Origin of the sequence: Erwinia sp. STN24, assembly GCF_041320675.1 — a bacterium.
GTDB classification, from domain to species: Bacteria; Pseudomonadota; Gammaproteobacteria; order Enterobacterales; family Enterobacteriaceae; genus Erwinia; species Erwinia aeris.
On the sequence record NZ_JBGGPM010000009.1, the window covers coordinates 40,096 to 56,623 of the forward strand.

Below are 16,528 nucleotides of genomic sequence, written 5' to 3' on the forward strand. Positions count from 1 at the left end.
CGCGGCCCGATGGGATCCTGCGGCATTGCGCCGCAGGAAAGCGATGATTATGCGAACTGTTTGAGAAGCAGCGCGGCTGTTGCCGCTGAGGAGCCAGGGTTCTGGCCGGTAATTAACAATCCATCCTGAACCACGTAAGAGCCCCAGTCGGCGCCCTTAGAGTAGATGCCGCCCTGCGCCACCAGCTCATCCTCTACCAGGAAAGGCACCACGTTGGTCAGGCCGACGCCTTCTTCTTCGCTGTTGGCGAAGCCCGTGACCTTTTTCCCTTCCACCAGCGGACGGCCCGCCGGCGTTTTCACATGGCGCAGCACGCCAGGCGCGTGACAAACCAGCGCTACCGGTTTTTCTGCGGCGAGGAAAGATTCAATCAGGGCGATGGAATGCTTGTCCTCAGCCAGATCCCACAGCGGGCCGTGGCCGCCCGGATAAAATACCGTGTCGTAATCGGCCTGGGAAATCGTGTCCAGACGCACGGTAGCGGCAAGCTGCGCAACAGCGTCGGCGTCAGCCTCAAAGCGATGCGTCATCTCAGTCTGAAAATCCGGCTCGTTGCTTTTCGGATCCAGCGGCGGATTGCCGCCGGCCGGCGAAGCCAGAGTTACTTCGGCGCCCGCATCTTTAAAGGCATAATAAGGCGCGGCCAGCTCTTCCAGCCAGAAACCGGTTTTACGGCCGGTGTCGCCCAGTCGATCGTGTGAGGTCAGAACCATTAAAACTTTCATCGTGTCTCTCCGCATGGTGGCATTAATATATAGTAGACCAGTCGTCTAATCTCGGGGTAAAAAAACAGGCCAGCCTGCTGGCCCTGTCGATCGTAAACCTGTAATAAAACTATCCGCCTGGCTTAGCGGCGCTTTGGCCTGCCAGGCCACGCATTTGCCGGACCGCTGAAGCAAACGGCGCTTCAGCCTGCCAGGCCCAGCGTGTGCCGGGTTAACAGCATGGCTGAGGCAAACGGCCCTTTGTGACGAACGATTTTCACCATCACGCTCGCGCCCAGCCAGAGCTGGTAAAGACTTTCTGCGACCCGGCCTGGCTCGTCGATAATCCGCAGTGACCCTTCCTTTGCGCCAGCCTCAATGGCTTCAGCCAGCCGCGCCACAATTTGCGAAGTGCCTTTTTCCAGCGCAAGTCGCATATTTTCCGACAGGTCAGCCACTTCCGCCCCCAGCTTTACCGCCAGGCATTTGCCCTGACAGTCCTGGAATGACTGTGTATCCTGCCACTGCTGCCAGTAGTTCATCAGCCGCTGCGCCATATTGGCACCGGGCTGGCTCATCGTGTGGTCAAGCCCGGCCAGGTAGTCGGCAAAATAGCTTTCCAGCATGGCGACAGCAAAGGCATCCTTGGAGCCGAAATAGTGATAGAAGGAGCCTTTAGGCACGCCCGCTTCGGTCAGGATTTCGTTCAGCCCGACGGCCGAATAGCCTCTGCCCGCCATGATGCGCTGTCCGGTGGCGAGGATATGCTCGCGGACATCGTCTTTGTGTTTATGCGTCGCTGTGTTCATGAACTAACCTTACACCTGATTAGACCGGTCGTCTAGAATATCTTAGTTTTTTTTTTGACAGCGCTTTTAACATGGTAAAATGCTCTGAAAGCGACTCTTTTGACGCGTTGCGTTCTCCGGAAAATGAGTCGGTTAATTTACGCGCCCGTGAGCACTCCCTAACGCTATCGGTTTCGGCACCGACGGCCTTGGATTGATCTGCGTACTTATGGGCACGCCATCGCCTTTGTCCGTGCGGAAAAATTTAGTAAACCACTAAGCAAAAGCGACATGGCGCAGGCTTGAACGGCAGAAAGTCGCGCGTTCTGTATTGCCTCATATATGATCCGTTTAATACTTCAGCACGGCGGCATTAGCCGGGCCTGGGATTGTATTCTACCGGAAGAAGAGTTTGGAATGTCGTCTGCTCCGCGTGGTGTCAGCCCTTTCGCGCATATAAGTTGTATTATCGCAGCCGTAAGCAACCTTCTTCCGTATTTTTGGGGACAAACCTCGCCATGCCTGTTAGTAGCAAATTGGAAAAGTGTGTTCACATGAGCGGGGAACACCAGAGCCAGACGGCACAGACAGAAATTAAGGCCGGTTTATCCCCGCTGGCGAGGGGAACACGCCCGGCTGGAGTTACCACGCAATTACGTGGACGGTTTATCCCCGCTCACGCGGGGAACACGAGTCGGTGCGCCGTCTGATTACCGGACAGGACGGTTTATCCCCGCTGGCGCGGGGAACACGCATGAACTGGGTATGGTCAGTTATTCCGGAATCTTACTCATTCGTTGCCGATGTGCTGGCACAGCGTGCGCAGGATGGCCAAACGTTCTTTGCCCTGAAACAGCCGCAGACATTGAAGCCTGAAAATGCTCCCAATTTTTCTGACTATATAGATATAGATAAAAAATCAGGATCACCTGTTAAGCCAGTAAGGGCGCGGCCTCAAACCGACGAGCAAACCTTGTCCTTGTGGTTCAGTATTTTTAATATGTATCATATTTAAACAAATCTGGATCACAGCCCCCAAAAGGAGAAAGGGAATGAACGCAACAATGCTGGCCAAGTCGATAATGTCGGGCGTTATATCGGTACCAATGGATTTTTATCTGGGGCTTGAACGCACCTTCCAGGATCTGAACCTTTCCGACGGTGGCCGCCGCATACAGTACCGCAACATGCAGGACGATATTCGCGTGGGGCGGGCTATCAGGAATGCTTTCAGGGACAGAAACGAAATAACCCAGATCGCAAAAATCATCATTGACGACTCGCTAAAAAATTTGCCAGAACCGGCGTTAAAGAAGGTGTACGACAAACTGATCGGCGGTGCCACCTCGATGACCAGCCGAACAACGACCCAGCTTGCGCTCTCTTCTTATCTGGGATCAAAAGTGGTCAGCGGCGTGATGCTGTCTTTTATTTCCCGGATTGCCTTGCGGGGACTGACGGGAACCATGACCGGCGGCATGGTGGCTCAGGGGGTGATCTCGCGGGCCTGTGAGTCGTCCAGGCGTTTACACATGCAAAACCCCCAGCTGTGGCAAAAATTGCGGGTTAAAGATTACGATATGCTCTATTTTTTCTTTGAAGAGCCGTTGCAAAACTACATCAAGATGGGCGAAACGCTGCGCAAAAATCCGACAGCCTCACAGGAATTTATTAATGCTATCGAAAATTATTAGGCTGGTTCGCAAGTTGATAGCCGAGATTTCTGGCGGTCTGGTGCTTATGGCCGTCGTTATAGGTATTTTTCTGGCCGCAACACTCAGCGAAGGGGCGATGCGCGTCATTAACCCCTTATTGGTTTTGATCGCTGGCCTTGTGGTTTATGGACTGACTTATCTGATCGCCGAAAAGGCAGACCGGCGATAATATGCCGCTATAGAATTTTACAGAAGGCCGGATAATTCCGACCTCTGTATGGGTTACTTGCTGCTAGTGACTGAAATATTAAGGAAGTTGTCCGCGTGGATGTTAATCGCTGGCGTATCTCCTCCGAAAGATTTCAGTACTGCAAGCAGGACAACAAAAGCAAAGAAAAATTTGTCCATTTTTCAGCCTCAATCGCTTGGGGCTGCGTAGCTCATTTGTAGCAGACGGATAACTCACTAACGACAAGAAATAACGCAATCTCTGTGGGGGGCGTTTTTTTAACAAAGATGCGTAGTAGGTAAATCTTACTGCCTGACTGATAAACCCACAACCCACGGGCTATATCGCCGCCCATCGTCCGGTTTATCCCCGTTCACGCGGGGTACACATCAAATCTAAAAGCGGCTGAATATACAGTTTCGATTTATCCCCGCTGGCGCGGGGAACACCCGGGGCTGTGATTGGCATTCAGGGCGCTAACCGGTCTATCCCCGCTGGCGCAGGGAGCACTTCATAAGGAGAAGTGCCATGAATAATCAGGTTCTATCCGCTGCGTCTGAAGGACGCGTGCTGTCATTCAGCGAAACGGTAAAAAGAAGGTCGTCAGCGGGCAGCGGCCCATAACCACTCGTTCTTCAACGCGCCACATGTCGCGCTGCTCTTTATGCCTTCCTTTTGTGAAGCTACTGCCTGGCATCTCATTTTGCTACCCGGCCGAAACCGCACCGGGCAACCGCATGAAGATGGATCGCGTTAATATCAGCGAATCCGTCACGTTTCACGGCGGATCTCGTGGCATGGTTGGCGAACTAGCCGATAAACACCTGCCACAGCAGATGGCGGAAGATGGGCATCATCGGATGGAACTGGATCGCCACGAAGCTGGCGACGCCCGCCGCCATCATCAGCGGCGCGAGCCAGCGCAGGCGGCTCTCCGGCAAATAGGCCGTCGCCCAGTCATGTTGTTTTTTGGCGCGCAGCCAGCGCCAGCCCAGCCAGCCGCCCAGCCACACCAGCAGCGCTACCGCCAGCAGCAGCCATTTAAACAGGCTGCTGCTGGCGTCCTTCGGCACGTCAATCGCCACGCCAGCCAGGATGCCCGGCAGCAGGTACAGAGGCGGCCACAGCACGCAGCCGATTAAATTAGGCGGGATAAACTTCTTTACCGGCAGCTCCAGCATCCCCGCCACCAGCGGGATCAGCGGCCGCGTCGGGCCGATAAAGCGGCCGATAATAATGGTAAACATGCTGTGCTGATGCAGCGCGTGTTCGGTTTTATCCATCAGCGGCTGATGCTTTTTAATAAATGACCAGCGGTGCAGCGGCCCTTTGAACTGCCAGCCGATAAAGTAGGAGATCCAGTCGCCCAGCAGGCAGCCGATAATCCCCACGCCCCAGGCCGGATAAAGACTGATTTGTCCGCTGCCGACCAGTGCGCCCAGCGAGGCCATCAGCACGGTGCCCGGCAGCAGCAGCCCAACCAGCGCCAGCGACTCGAAAAAGGCGACCAGTCCTACTGCCAGTAAAGACCAGGCAACTGATTGAGTTATAAGGTGTTCCAGCCAGGCTTCCATAGATTTCACATTCTGTTTATTGGAAAGCCGGATTGTCCTGGCCCGTCCGGGATCCGTCAAGCGCTGTTTTGTATGGGAATGCGGATATTTCTTCTGTTCAGGTAAAGAAGAAAAGCGCTTGCCGGTGAGCGGCGCCGGCGAAGTAAGAACTGTATAAATAAACATGCTATTATAGGCCCGCATGGCGGTGAACAGCCCCGTATCCCATTTCCAGCCGCTCAGGAGGTTCAGGTGAACGACGCGCGCGCAGGCTTTCTGCTGACCCGACACTGGCGGGATACGCCCAGCGGTACGGAGATCGTGCTGTGGCTGGCCACGGACGACGGCCCGCAGCGGGTCGTGCTGCCGCCGCAGGAGTCGGTCGCCTTTATTCCGCAGCAGCAGCTGGCGCAGGCGGAAACCCTGCTGCGTGCCGAAAAAGATATTCGGCTGACGCCGCTGACGCTGAAGGACTTCCGCCAGCGTCCGGTCGCCGGGCTTTACTGCAAACAGTATCGGCAGCTGCAAAAGCTGGAGAAGCTGCTGCGCGAAAACGGCGTGATGGTTTATGAAGCCGATATCCGCCCGCCCGATCGTTTCCTGATGGAGCGTTTTATCACCGCGCCGGTGTGGTTCAGCGGCCAGCAGGTCGGCGGCAGCCTGACGCAGGCGCGGCTTAAACCTAACCCGGACTATCGCCCGCCGCTGAAATGGGTGTCGCTGGACATTGAAACCACGCGCCACGGCGAGCTTTACTGTATCGGGCTGGAAGGCTGCGGCCAGCGCGTGGTTTATATGTTAGGGCCGGAAAACGGCGACGCCAGCCGCCTGGACTTCAGGCTGGAATATGTCGCCAGCCGTCCTGCGCTGCTGGAAAAACTCAACGCCTGGTTTGCCGAACACGATCCGGACGTGCTGATCGGCTGGAACGTGGTGCAGTTTGATCTCAGGGTGCTGCAAAAACATGCCGATCGCTATGGCATCCCGCTGCGGCTGGGCCGCAACAGCGAAGCGCTGGAGTGGCGCGAGCACGGCTTCAAGCCGGGGATCTACTTTGCGCAGGCGACCGGGCGGCTGATTATCGACGGCATCGAGGCGCTGAAATCCGCCTTCTGGGATTTCCCCTCCTTTAGCCTGGAATCGGTCTCGCGCGAGCTGCTGGGCGAAGGCAAAGCCATTAATAATCCGTGGGACAGGATGCAGGAGATCGACCAGCGCTTTGCGGAAGACAAACCGGCGCTGGCGCACTACAACCTGAAAGACTGCGAACTGGTCACGCGCATTTTCCAGCGTACCGAGATCATGCCTTTTCTGCTGGAGCGCGCTACCGTCAACGGCCTGCCTGCGGATCGGCATGGCGGCTCGGTCGCCTCGTTCAGCCATCTTTATCTGCCGCGTATGCATCGCGCCGGCTACGTTGCGCCGAATATGGGCGAAGTCGCGCCGGAGGCGAGTCCGGGCGGCTACGTGATGGACTCGCGGCCAGGCCTTTATGACTCGGTGCTGGTGCTGGATTACAAAAGCCTTTATCCCTCGATTATCCGTACCTTTCTGATTGACCCGGTCGGGCTGGCCGAAGGCATGGCGCATCCCGACGACAGCGAGTCGGTCAGCGGCTTTCGCGGCGCGCGTTTCTCCCGCACCCTGCACTGCCTGCCGGAGATCGTCGGTCAGATCTGGCAGGGCCGCGAAACGGCCAAAAAGCACGGCAACAAGCCGCTGTCGCAGGCGCTGAAAATCATTATGAACGCGCTGTACGGCGTGCTGGGCACCAGCGCCTGTCGCTTTTTCGATCCGCGGCTGGCCTCCTCCATCACGCTGCGCGGCCATGAAATCATGCGCCAGACGCGGGAGCTGATAGAGGCGGAAGGCTATGACGTGATTTATGGCGATACCGACTCCACCTTCGTCTGGCTGAAAACGCCGCACGACGAGGCGTCGGCCGCCGCGATTGGCCGTCGGCTGGTGGAAAAAATCAACGCCTGGTGGCAGCAGCATCTGCAGGAAACGCTGGGGCTGACCAGCGCGCTGGAGCTGGAGTACGAAACCCACTTCAGTCGTTTTCTGATGCCGACCATTCGCGGCGCGGAACAGGGCAGCAAAAAACGCTACGCCGGTTTGATCCGCGAAGGCGACCAGGAGCGCATGGTGTTTAAAGGGCTGGAGACGGTGCGCACCGACTGGACGCCGCTGGCGAAAAATTTTCAGCAGGCGCTTTATCTGCGGATTTTCAAACGGCAGCCCTATCAGGATTACATCCGCGAAACCGTGCGGCAGCTGCTGGATGGCGAACTGGACGAGCAGCTGACCTACAGCAAAAAGCTGCGCCGCCCGCTGGAAGATTATCAGCGCAACGTGCCGCCGCACGTGCGCGCCGCGCGCCTTGCCGATGAGCAGAACCGCCAGCTGGGCCGCCCGTTGCAGTATCAAAAAGGCGGCCGGATCCGCTACGTTATCGCCACGTCAGGGCCGGAGCCGCTGGAGGCACGCCTGACGCCGCTGGACTACGATCACTACCTTTCCCGCCAGCTGCAGCCCGTTGCGGAAGGCATTTTGCCTTTCGTGCAGGATGACTTTGCTACACTGGTAACAGGTCAGTTGGGGCTTTTTTGACAGGTGACGAACGCGCCACCTTCCAGTACCATAGCGCCCTTCCTGCAAAACGAAATGAATCTGCCGGGCTTTATTGCCGGGCAGCCGTGCTATTGCCTGAAATAACCTCTACGAGAATCGAGCCGAATATCTATGCCTTTTACACTTGGTCAACGCTGGATCAGCGATACGGAAAGCGAACTGGGATTAGGAACTATTGTTGCGGTAGATGCGCGCATGGTCACACTGCTTTTCCCCGCCACCGGCGAGAACCGTCTTTACGCTAAAAATGATTCGCCTATTACTCGTGTGATCTTCAACCCGGGCGACACCGTTACCAGTCACGAAGGCTGGCAGCTGGAGGTGGCGGAAGTCGTGACCGAAAACGGTCTGGTCAGCTACATCGGCACCCGGCTTGATACCGAAGAGTCCGGCGTGATGCTGCGTGAAGTGATGCTCGACAGCAAGCTGGTGTTCAGCAAGCCGCAGGACCGCCTGTTTGCCGGCCAGCTGGATCGTATGGATCGCTTCGCGCTGCGTTTTCGCGCGCGTAAATACCAGAGCGAACAGTATCGCCTGCCGGTCAGCGGCCTGCGCGGCATGCGCACCAGCCTGATCCCGCACCAGCTGCATATCGCGCACGACGTAGGCCGTCGCCACGCGCCGCGCGTGCTGCTGGCTGATGAAGTGGGCCTTGGCAAAACCATCGAAGCGGGCATGATTATTCATCAGCAGCTGCTGGCCGGTCGCGCCGAGCGCGTGCTGATCGTCGTGCCGGAAACGCTACAGCACCAGTGGCTGGTGGAAATGCTCCGCCGCTTTAACCTGCGCTTTGCCCTGTTTGACGACGATCGCTACGCGCAGGCGCGCCTGGACAGCGACAACGCTTTCGATACCGAACAGCTGGTAATCTGCTCGCTCGACTTTGTGCGCCGCAACAAGCAGCGTCTGGAGATGCTGGCGGAAGCCGAGTGGGATCTGCTGATCGTGGACGAGGCGCATCACCTGGCCTGGGAAGAGGGTCAGCCAAGCCGCGAATATCAGGTAATTGAGCAGCTGGCCGAGCAGATCCCCGGTGTGCTGCTGCTGACCGCGACGCCGGAGCAGCTGGGCATGGAGAGCCACTTTGCCCGTCTGCGCCTGCTGGACCCGGATCGCTTCCACGACTTCGCCACTTTTGTTGAAGAACAGCAACATTTTCAGCCGATTGCCGATGCGGTTTCCGGCCTGCTGGCCGATAAGGCGATCGATAACGACGCCCTGAATATGCTGAACGATCTGATGGGCGAGCAGGATATCGAGCCGCTGCTCCAGGTCGCCAACAGCGATCGCGAAGGCAAGCTGGAAGCGCGTCAGGAGCTGATCAGCATGTTGATGGATCGCCACGGCACCAGCCGCGTGCTGTTCCGCAACACCCGTAACGGCGTCAAAGGCTTTCCGAAACGCGAACTGCATCAGATCCGCCTGCCGCTGCCGACGCAGTATCAGACGGCGATCAAGGTGTCCGGCATCATGGGCGCGCGTAAGGCGGCCGATGAGCGCGCGCGCGACATGCTCTATCCGGAGCAGATTTATCAGGAATTTGAAGGCGACAGCGGCACCTGGTGGAACTTCGATCCGCGCGTCGAATGGCTGATGGGCTTTTTGACCAGCCATCGCGACAGCAAAGTGCTGGTTATCTGCGCCAAAGCCACCACCGCGCTCCAGCTGGAGCAGGTGCTGCGCGAGCGCGAAGGCATCCGCGCCGCCGTGTTCCATGAAGGGCTGTCGATTATTGAACGCGACCGCGCGGCGGCCTGGTTCGCCTCCGAAGAGGATGGCGCGCAGGTGCTGCTCTGCTCGGAAATCGGTTCCGAAGGCCGTAACTTCCAGTTCGCCAGCCAGATGGTGATGTTCGATCTGCCTGCCAACCCGGATCTGCTGGAGCAGCGTATTGGCCGTCTTGACCGTATCGGTCAGGCGCACGATATCCAGATCCACGTGCCTTATCTGGAAAAAACCGCCCAGTCGGTGCTGGTGCGCTGGTATCACGAGGGGCTGGACGCCTTTGAGCATACCTGCCCGACCGGCCGCGCTATTTACGATACGGTCAGCGACCAGCTGGTGAACTATCTGGCCTCGCCGGAAAACAGCGAGGGGCTGGACGACTTTATCAGCGACTGCCGCGAGCAGCATAACGCGCTGAAAAGCAAGCTGGAACAGGGCCGCGACCGCCTGCTGGAGCTGAACTCCAACGGCGGTGAAAAAGCGCAGGCGCTGGCGGAAACCATCAGCGAGCAGGATAACCATATCGAGCTGGTTAACTTTGCGCTCAACCTGTTTGATATCGTCGGTATTAATCAGGAAGATCGCAGCGACAACCTGATCGTGCTGACGCCGGGCGATCACATGCTGGTGCCGGATTTCCCTGGCCTGCCGGAAGATGGCTGCACCATTACTTTCGATCGCAATCAGGCACTGTCGCGCGAAGACGCACAGTACGTCACCTGGGAGCATCCGATCATTCGCAACGGCCTGGATCTGATCCTGTCCGGCGATACCGGCAGCTGCGCGCTCTCGCTGTTGAAAAACAAGGCGCTGCCTGTCGGCACGCTGCTGGTGGAGCTGATCTACGTGGTGGAAGCGCAGGCGCCGAAACAGCTTCAGCTGACGCGCTTCCTGCCGACGACGCCGGTGCGGATGCTGGTTGATCGCAAGGGGACTAACCTGGCGGGTAAGGTCGAGTTCGAGAGCTTCAACCGTCAGCTGAACGCGGTCAATCGCCATACCGGCAGCAAGCTGGTTAACGCCGTACAGCAGGATGTGCACGAGATCCTGAAGCTGGCGGAAGGCCAGGCTGCCGAAGAAGCGCGCAAGCTGATCGAGATTGCCCGCACGGAAGCAAACGAGAACCTGAGCGCGGAGCTGTCGCGTTTGCAGGCGTTGAGCGCGGTTAATCCTAACATCCGTCAGGATGAGATCGACGCGCTGGAAAGCAATCGCGAGCAGGTGCTGGCGGCGCTTGATAGCGCGGGCTGGCGTCTTGACGCGCTGCGCCTGATCGTTGTCACGCATCAGTAATTAGCACGGGGCGGCTGCGGTCGCCCCATACAGGCAAAAAGATGGAACCCTATAATCCTCCGCAAGATCCCTTAGCCGTTCTTTATCAGGACGAGCATATTATCGTGGTCAACAAACCGAGCGGTCTGCTGTCGGTGCCCGGTCGGCTGCCCGAGCATAAAGACAGCGTGATGACGCGTCTTCAGCGCGATTTTCCGCTGGCGGAATCCGTACACCGCCTGGATATGGCAACCAGCGGTATTATCCTGGTCGCACTGACCAAAGCGTCCGAGCGGGAGCTGAAACGCCAGTTCCGCGAGCGCGAGCCGAAAAAAACCTATCTGGCACGCGTCTGGGGTCATCCCGCGCAGGAAGAAGGGCTTATCGATCTGCCGCTGATCTGCGACTGGCCGCTGCGACCAAAGCAGAAAGTCTGCTTTGAAACCGGTAAACCGGCGCAGACCGAATATCAGGTGCTGGAGTATGCGGCGGATAACAGCGCACGCGTGCGGTTAAAGCCGATTACCGGCCGTTCTCATCAGCTTCGCGTGCATATGCTGGCGCTGGGGCATCCGATTCTGGGCGATAACTTTTACGCGCATGAAGAGGCCAGAGCGATGGCGCCGCGCCTGCTGCTGCACGCCGAGATGCTCACCATCACCCATCCCAAATACCAGACGCCGATGACTTTCCGTCAGCCGGCGGACTTCTGAACAAAGGCCTCTGTCGCCAGAGGCCTTATTCAGCCGATGCAGTGGGACAGCGTTGTCGTGCTTAACCCATACCGCACGGCCATTTTCTCCAGCTCCGCCACCCGCGGCTTGCCGCGATCGGGGTGCATTTCCTCATAAAGACACCGCCTGTCCGTCAGCACGTATTTGCGCAGGCCGAAATTGTGATAAGGCAGCAGATCGATGCCCTGAAAGCAGCGGCTGCCCTGCGTCAGGCTGGCGATGGCGCGCATCATCTTCTCCGCCTCTTTTCTGCTGTCGTTCACCTCAGGTATGACCGGAATGCGGATGCGCAGCGGGATCGTCTGCGCCAGCAGGCGCGTCAGGTTCTGCCAGATGCTGCGGTTGCTGACGCCGGTGTAGCGCTGGTGCAGGACGTCGTCGGCCAGCTTAACATCGTACAGGATCAGCTGGCTGGCTTCGCAGACCTGCCAGAGCGCGGGCCAGGCGGCGAAGCCGGAGGTTTCAACGGCGGTGTGGATCCCCTCCTGCCTGGCGCGGCGCAGTAAGGCACGGGAAAAATCAGGCTGCATGGCGGCCTCACCGCCGCTGAGCGTCATCCCGCCGCCTGAAGTACGGTAATAAAGCGCATCCGCCGCCACCGTGCGCATCACTTCGTCGACGCTAAGCGTTTTGCCCACCTTGCGCAGCGCCGCCGCCGGGCACTTCTGGTCATCCGGCCAGCTTTCATAGCCGACCGCCGCCATTTTAACGGCCGATCGGCCCGGACAGTGCTGCTCGCAAGGCGCTTTTGCACAGCGTTGCCGATCGAACAGGACTTCCGGCTGCGGCGCCAGGCTTTCCGGGTTGGCGCACCAGGCGCAGCGCATCTGGCACCCTTTCAGAAACACCACGGTGCGCACGCCGGGGCCGTCATGCAGAGAAAAGCGCTGAATATTGAATACGCTCCCGCTGGCGGCCTCAGAAAGACTGGAGTTGGGTACGGCTGATGATTTCATCCTGAACCTCGCGGCTGAGTTCAACGAAAAAGGCGCTGTAGCCCGCCACCCGGATCATCAGGTTGCGATACTGCCCGGGGTTTTCCTGCGCTTTTTTCAGCGTTTCGTTGTCCACATAGCTGAACTGCATCTGCGCGTTGCCCAGCAGGCTGGCGCTGCGCAGCAGGGTAATAATGCCCTGCTCGCCCTCTTCCGTATCCAGAATGCCGTGCAGCAGCTTAAAGTTATGCACCATGCCGATCTCCATCTCTTCGACATTGATCCGGCCAACGGAATTAATAATCGCCGTAGGGCCTGCATAGTCCGTCTGCTGGGAAGGGCTGATGCCGTCAGCGAGCGGCATACCGGCCAGTCGTCCGCTGGGCAGCGCGCCGGTGGTCAGGCCGAACGGCGTATTGTTAGAGATAGAAAGCGTCCCGTGGGTGAACGGCCCGTACAGCATCGAGTACCGGCGGTGCTCGCTTTCGATAAAGCGGATCAGATCGCGCGCGATCAGATCGACCTCTTCAATATCGTTGCCAAATTTGGCGACGTTCAGGCAGGCGTTGCGCAGCGTTTCGTGCCCGGAGAAATTATCACGCAGCGCCTGCGCCATCTGCGCTGGCGTCACCTGCTGCTGCTGATAAACCAGCTCGCGCATCACCATCATGGCGTTGGCGTAGTCCGCCATTCCCGTCCAGATCAGTCCTGGCCCGTTGTTAATTGCCGCGCCGCCGTGCATCACATCCTTGCCCTGCTCCAGACAGCCTTCGACCAGGCAGGAGATAAACGGCTTGGGCGCCAGCTCTTTATGCAGCTTTTGCATCATCAGCGTGGCTTCTGCGGCCTGCTTCACAATGTGGCGCAGCTGCTGCCTGACTGCCTCCTCAAAGGCTTCCCAGCTTTTCAGCGTGGCGGCCTCGCCGGTCTGCGGCCCCATCTGGCTGCCGCTGGCGCTTCTGCCGTTATTTAGCGCCAGCTCAATGGCGCAGGTAAAGGTGGTATAGCCTACCGAGGTCCACTGATAGATGCGGCCAGAACGTTGCGGCTCTACGCAGCCCATCAGGCAGTAGTCGCGCGCATCGTCGTAATCGAAGCCTTTACGCAGCATCATTTTGATATGCGCGTCGTCAAAGTGACAGGCAGGGAAACCGATCCCGGCGCGGATCACCTCGACGATTTTGCGCATAAAAGGCTGCGGCGACTGGTTGTGGATCCGCACCGCCAGGCTTGGCTGATAAATTTTCAGCTTGCGCGAGCAGTCCATAATCAGCATGGAAAGCGGATTGGTGGCATCGCCGCCCTCGCGCTTCTGGCCGCCGACCACCAGATTGACAAAGGGCTGGTAGCCCGCGAAATACATGGCGGAACTGGCGCTGCAAATCCACATGCACTCGGACATTTTGATCATCCAGCAGCAAAGCAGCTCTTCCGCCTGTTCCTCCGTCAGCTCGCCGCTGGCAAGATCGGCCTGCAGCAGCGGCCACAGGTACTGATCGACACGGCCAAGCGAAATGCCGGTCTGGTTTTCTTCCAGAATAAACAGCGACTGCGCAAACCAGATGGCCTGTAGCGCTTCGTAAAAGGTGGCGGGCGGCTGTTCCGGCACGCGACGGCAAATAGCGGCCAGCTTTTCCAGCTCCGCTTTGCGCTGCGCGTCCGGCGTCTGCTCAGCCAGCGCCTGGGCGTAGTCGGCGTAGCGGTTGGCGTAATCCACCACGCCCTGACAGGTTTCCACGACCGCCTCATAGAAATAGCGCTTGTCCTGATCCTCGGGGCAGGTTGGCGAAAGCTTATCCAGCGCCGCCTGCGCTTCCCGCTGCACGCCGCCCATGCCTTTTTTCAGCAGGATGATGTCGTAGCCCGGACAGGTGTCGCCGCCGCCGTTTTGCGTTTTAATACTTAAATCACAAATTCCTTCAACGGTGCTCCATTCCCACAGCCCCGCGTGGCGCAGCCGGGTTTCCGCCACCTCATCCAGCGACCGCCCCTGCCAGAAAGGGAAAATCTCTTCACGCAGCTCGCGCTTTACCTCTTCGCTGATTTCATAGGGATCCTGCGCGCGCGTGGACATGGTATCCAGCTCGTCCGCCACCCAGCGCCAGGCAATTTCCGGCGACACTTCGCCACCGCGCGCCGCGCCTGCCGGATGACTGACAATCAGTTCATCTTCTGCAATCACCAGCGGCGCCGTGCGGCAGGCATGACGAAAGGCCATCGCGCGTAATAAAATAGCCGGCATCCCCGGATAGCGACGGTAAATTTCCGTGACCGCTCTGGCTCGCGCGGCCGAAATAAATGGCTTAGCCTGTAAATAACGCTCGCGCAGACGCTCAGCACGAGGTAAAAGCCGTGTGTTTATATCCTGCATTAAAATATCCCCATGGTAATACAGCCAATGCCGATAAGACCGATTCCCAGAACGGAATACTTATCGATCTTATTTCGATAAAAAATCACGCCAACCAGACTGATAATAACTACGCCCAGCCCGGCCCACAGGGCATAAGAAAGGCCAACGGAAAGCACGACAATCGCTTTTGATAATGCGTAAAAACAGGTGCCGTAAATTGCCATGACGCCCAGGGTCAGTCCCCAGCGTTTAAAATTATCGGTTTTAGGCAGCAGGCTGGTTGCCAGCACCTCCAGCAGGATGGCGATAAAAAGCCATAACAATCCCATCAGCGTACTGTGCATAATTAGTTTTCCTCCACGGTATCGTTACCGCGATCGCTTTTGGCCAGCAGATTAATCACCAGCACCCCGGCTATGATCATTAACAGGCCGACAATCGCGCCGCCGCTCAGGGAAACCTGGAACAGGAAGCGGTTGATCAGCGAAGTGGCGACAATCCCCAGCCCGGCCCACAGGGCATAGGCCAGGCCCAGCGGAATTTTTTTAAGGGACAGCGATAAGAAATAATAGGAGAAACCATAAGCGGCCAGCGCCGTAAATGCCGGTAGCAGCACGGACATGCCTTTAGACAGCGCCAGCATCGTGGTAGCCGTTATTTCAGACGCGATAGCAACACAGAGAAAAAGAAAATATTTATCTTTATTCATATCTCATTAAGCCATTTTAATATTGTCAGTATTTTATTTCTCTATCATAGCGGCCCGCTGATAAACCCAGCATAAACATTTTCCGTTCGCTCAGACAGAACCTGTCTGTATATCATTCTGATTATTTATATTAACAATATAGGGCGCAGACGGGCTGCGGCATGATTACAGCCAGGCGAGATTAACAAGAAAGGGGAATTAAAAGACAAGGCGTTAATAAAAAATCAGCGTGGTGTTAAAAAGAATATTAATAATAAAGCTGGCATTAAAAAGGCCGACGAAAGCGCTCGTCGGCCGCTAACAAATTATTTAAACCCTTTTTCACGCTTGATCAGATCGTAAGCCGCCTGGATCTCCTGCGCTTTTTGCTTCGCCATCTCCATCATCTGCGGCGGTAGGCCTTTGGCCACCAGCTTATCGGGATGGTGTTCGCTCATCAGCTTGCGATAGGCGCGCTTGATGGTCGCCGCATCGTCGCTGCTTTTTACGCCCAGCACGCTACAGGCATCTTCCAGCGTTGGCCCGCGCTGCGCCTGCGCATAGCCTTGCGAACCGGCACCGTGCTGATAGCCCCCGCCGCCGAACTGCTGACCGCCCTGCATCATCCGTAAAAACTGATCGAATTGCGCATGCGAAATCCCCAGCTCTTCCGCGATGACATACAGCACCTGACGTTCGTTAGGATGGAGCGAGCCGTCGGCAAACGCGGCCTGGATCTGGATTTCCAGAAACATCCTAATCAGATCGAAGCGGCCGAAGCAGGCGCTGCGCAGCTCCCGCAGCTTGTCGCGCAGCGGGTAGTTGCCCTCTTTCCCCTGGCGAAAAGCCTGCTGCGCGGCCGTTCTCGCCTCGCCGTGCAGCTGCATACGATCCATCAACAATGACGCCATCTGGATGTCCGCATCGGTCACGCGGCCTTTTGACTTGGTCAGATGGCCCATAACCTGAAAGGTGGTGCTGAAAAAGAGCGCCTGACGGGTCTGCTGATTAGCAAAATAGCCCTGCCCCTGAACCGCTCGCGCTTTATCAACCAAATGCCCGAAGAGCAGGCCAATCGCCAGTCCCCAAAAGCCGGTGCCGCTTAACAAACCCAGCACAAGCCCGATTACTTTTCCCCAATAGCGCATATACTCCTCAATTCGCCATGCTGAAGGCTAAAAATTGCATTATCATACCCGTCATTTATCTCTGAGCCTAACGGCAACGCGGTCAAACAGCCTGGATAACACTAGCGCAA

At 57.4% G+C, this 16,528-nt stretch carries 14 protein-coding genes and 1 pseudogene; 6 read left to right on the forward strand and 9 right to left on the reverse strand.

Annotated features, from left to right (window positions below):
• Positions 1–47: 47 nt before the first annotated feature.
• Together ACA373_RS20590 and ACA373_RS20595 are read right to left on the reverse strand one after the other, a co-directional pair.
• Positions 48–725 carry a type 1 glutamine amidotransferase domain-containing protein gene (locus ACA373_RS20590; protein WP_253455301.1) on the reverse strand — a complete coding sequence of 226 codons (678 nt, stop codon included), beginning with the start codon at positions 723–725 and terminating at the stop codon, positions 48–50.
• 182 nt (positions 726–907) lie between these two features.
• Positions 908–1,513, reverse strand: coding sequence for a TetR/AcrR family transcriptional regulator (locus ACA373_RS20595; protein WP_253455302.1), 606 nt, complete (start codon positions 1,511–1,513; stop codon positions 908–910).
• A gap of 733 nt (positions 1,514–2,246) precedes the next feature.
• Here ACA373_RS20595 and ACA373_RS20600 point away from each other — a divergent pair.
• From ACA373_RS20600 to ACA373_RS20610, 3 genes are read left to right on the forward strand one after another with little or no spacing between them, the layout of a single operon-like run.
• Positions 2,247–2,507, forward strand: a complete 261-nt coding sequence (locus tag ACA373_RS20600) for a hypothetical protein (protein ID WP_253455303.1) — start codon at positions 2,247–2,249, stop codon at positions 2,505–2,507.
• Between the two features lie 37 nt (positions 2,508–2,544).
• Positions 2,545–3,186, forward strand: coding sequence for a hypothetical protein (locus ACA373_RS20605; protein ID WP_370735008.1), 642 nt, complete (start codon positions 2,545–2,547; stop codon positions 3,184–3,186).
• Positions 3,167–3,376 (forward strand): hypothetical protein, encoded by a 210-nt coding sequence (locus tag ACA373_RS20610; protein WP_253455305.1) that lies wholly within the window; start codon positions 3,167–3,169, stop codon positions 3,374–3,376. The genes ACA373_RS20605 and ACA373_RS20610 overlap by 20 nt, the downstream gene beginning before the upstream one ends.
• A gap of 211 nt (positions 3,377–3,587) precedes the next feature.
• Here the strand turns inward: ACA373_RS20610 and ACA373_RS20615 are convergent.
• Together ACA373_RS20615 and ACA373_RS20620 are read right to left on the reverse strand one after the other, a co-directional pair.
• A pseudogene (locus tag ACA373_RS20615) lies at positions 3,588–3,737 on the reverse strand (type II toxin-antitoxin system RelE/ParE family toxin); the annotation flags it as partial.
• A gap of 448 nt (positions 3,738–4,185) precedes the next feature.
• Positions 4,186–4,950 carry a DedA family protein gene (locus ACA373_RS20620; RefSeq protein ID WP_253455306.1) on the reverse strand — a complete coding sequence of 255 codons (765 nt, stop codon included), beginning with the start codon at positions 4,948–4,950 and terminating at the stop codon, positions 4,186–4,188.
• 231 nt (positions 4,951–5,181) lie between these two features.
• On the opposite strand from ACA373_RS20620, the gene polB reads away from it, so the two are divergent.
• From polB to rluA, 3 genes are all read left to right on the forward strand, one after another.
• A complete protein-coding gene (gene polB / locus ACA373_RS20625; protein WP_370735009.1) occupies positions 5,182–7,542 on the forward strand; it encodes a DNA polymerase II in 2,361 nt (786 codons plus the stop codon).
• Positions 7,543–7,674: 132 nt separating this feature from the next.
• A complete protein-coding gene (gene rapA, locus ACA373_RS20630; RefSeq protein ID WP_370735010.1) occupies positions 7,675–10,581 on the forward strand; it encodes an RNA polymerase-associated protein RapA in 2,907 nt (968 codons plus the stop codon).
• Positions 10,582–10,622: 41 nt separating this feature from the next.
• Entirely contained in the window at positions 10,623–11,273 is a 651-nt protein-coding gene (gene rluA / locus ACA373_RS20635; RefSeq protein WP_253455309.1) for a bifunctional tRNA pseudouridine(32) synthase/23S rRNA pseudouridine(746) synthase RluA, read from the forward strand.
• A 29-nt stretch (positions 11,274–11,302) separates the two neighbouring features.
• Here the strand turns inward: rluA and ACA373_RS20640 are convergent, their stop codons facing one another.
• The 5 genes from ACA373_RS20640 to djlA form a co-directional block, all read right to left on the reverse strand.
• Complete coding sequence (locus ACA373_RS20640) at positions 11,303–12,250, reverse strand: glycyl-radical enzyme activating protein (RefSeq protein ID WP_370735011.1); 948 nt, start codon at positions 12,248–12,250, stop codon at positions 11,303–11,305.
• Complete coding sequence (cutC, locus tag ACA373_RS20645) at positions 12,213–14,600, reverse strand: choline trimethylamine-lyase (RefSeq protein WP_370735012.1); 2,388 nt, start codon at positions 14,598–14,600, stop codon at positions 12,213–12,215. Before cutC ends, ACA373_RS20640 begins: the two co-directional genes overlap by 38 nt.
• Complete coding sequence (locus ACA373_RS20650) at positions 14,600–14,926, reverse strand: multidrug efflux SMR transporter (protein ID WP_253455311.1); 327 nt, start codon at positions 14,924–14,926, stop codon at positions 14,600–14,602. Before ACA373_RS20650 ends, cutC begins: the two co-directional genes overlap by 1 nt.
• A gap of 2 nt (positions 14,927–14,928) precedes the next feature.
• Positions 14,929–15,291, reverse strand: coding sequence for a multidrug efflux SMR transporter (locus tag ACA373_RS20655; protein ID WP_253455312.1), 363 nt, complete (start codon positions 15,289–15,291; stop codon positions 14,929–14,931).
• A gap of 305 nt (positions 15,292–15,596) precedes the next feature.
• Positions 15,597–16,418: a co-chaperone DjlA gene (djlA, locus tag ACA373_RS20660; protein ID WP_253455313.1), complete on the reverse strand. Its 822-nt coding sequence runs from the start codon at positions 16,416–16,418 to the stop codon at positions 15,597–15,599.
• Positions 16,419–16,528: the final 110 nt, after the last annotated feature.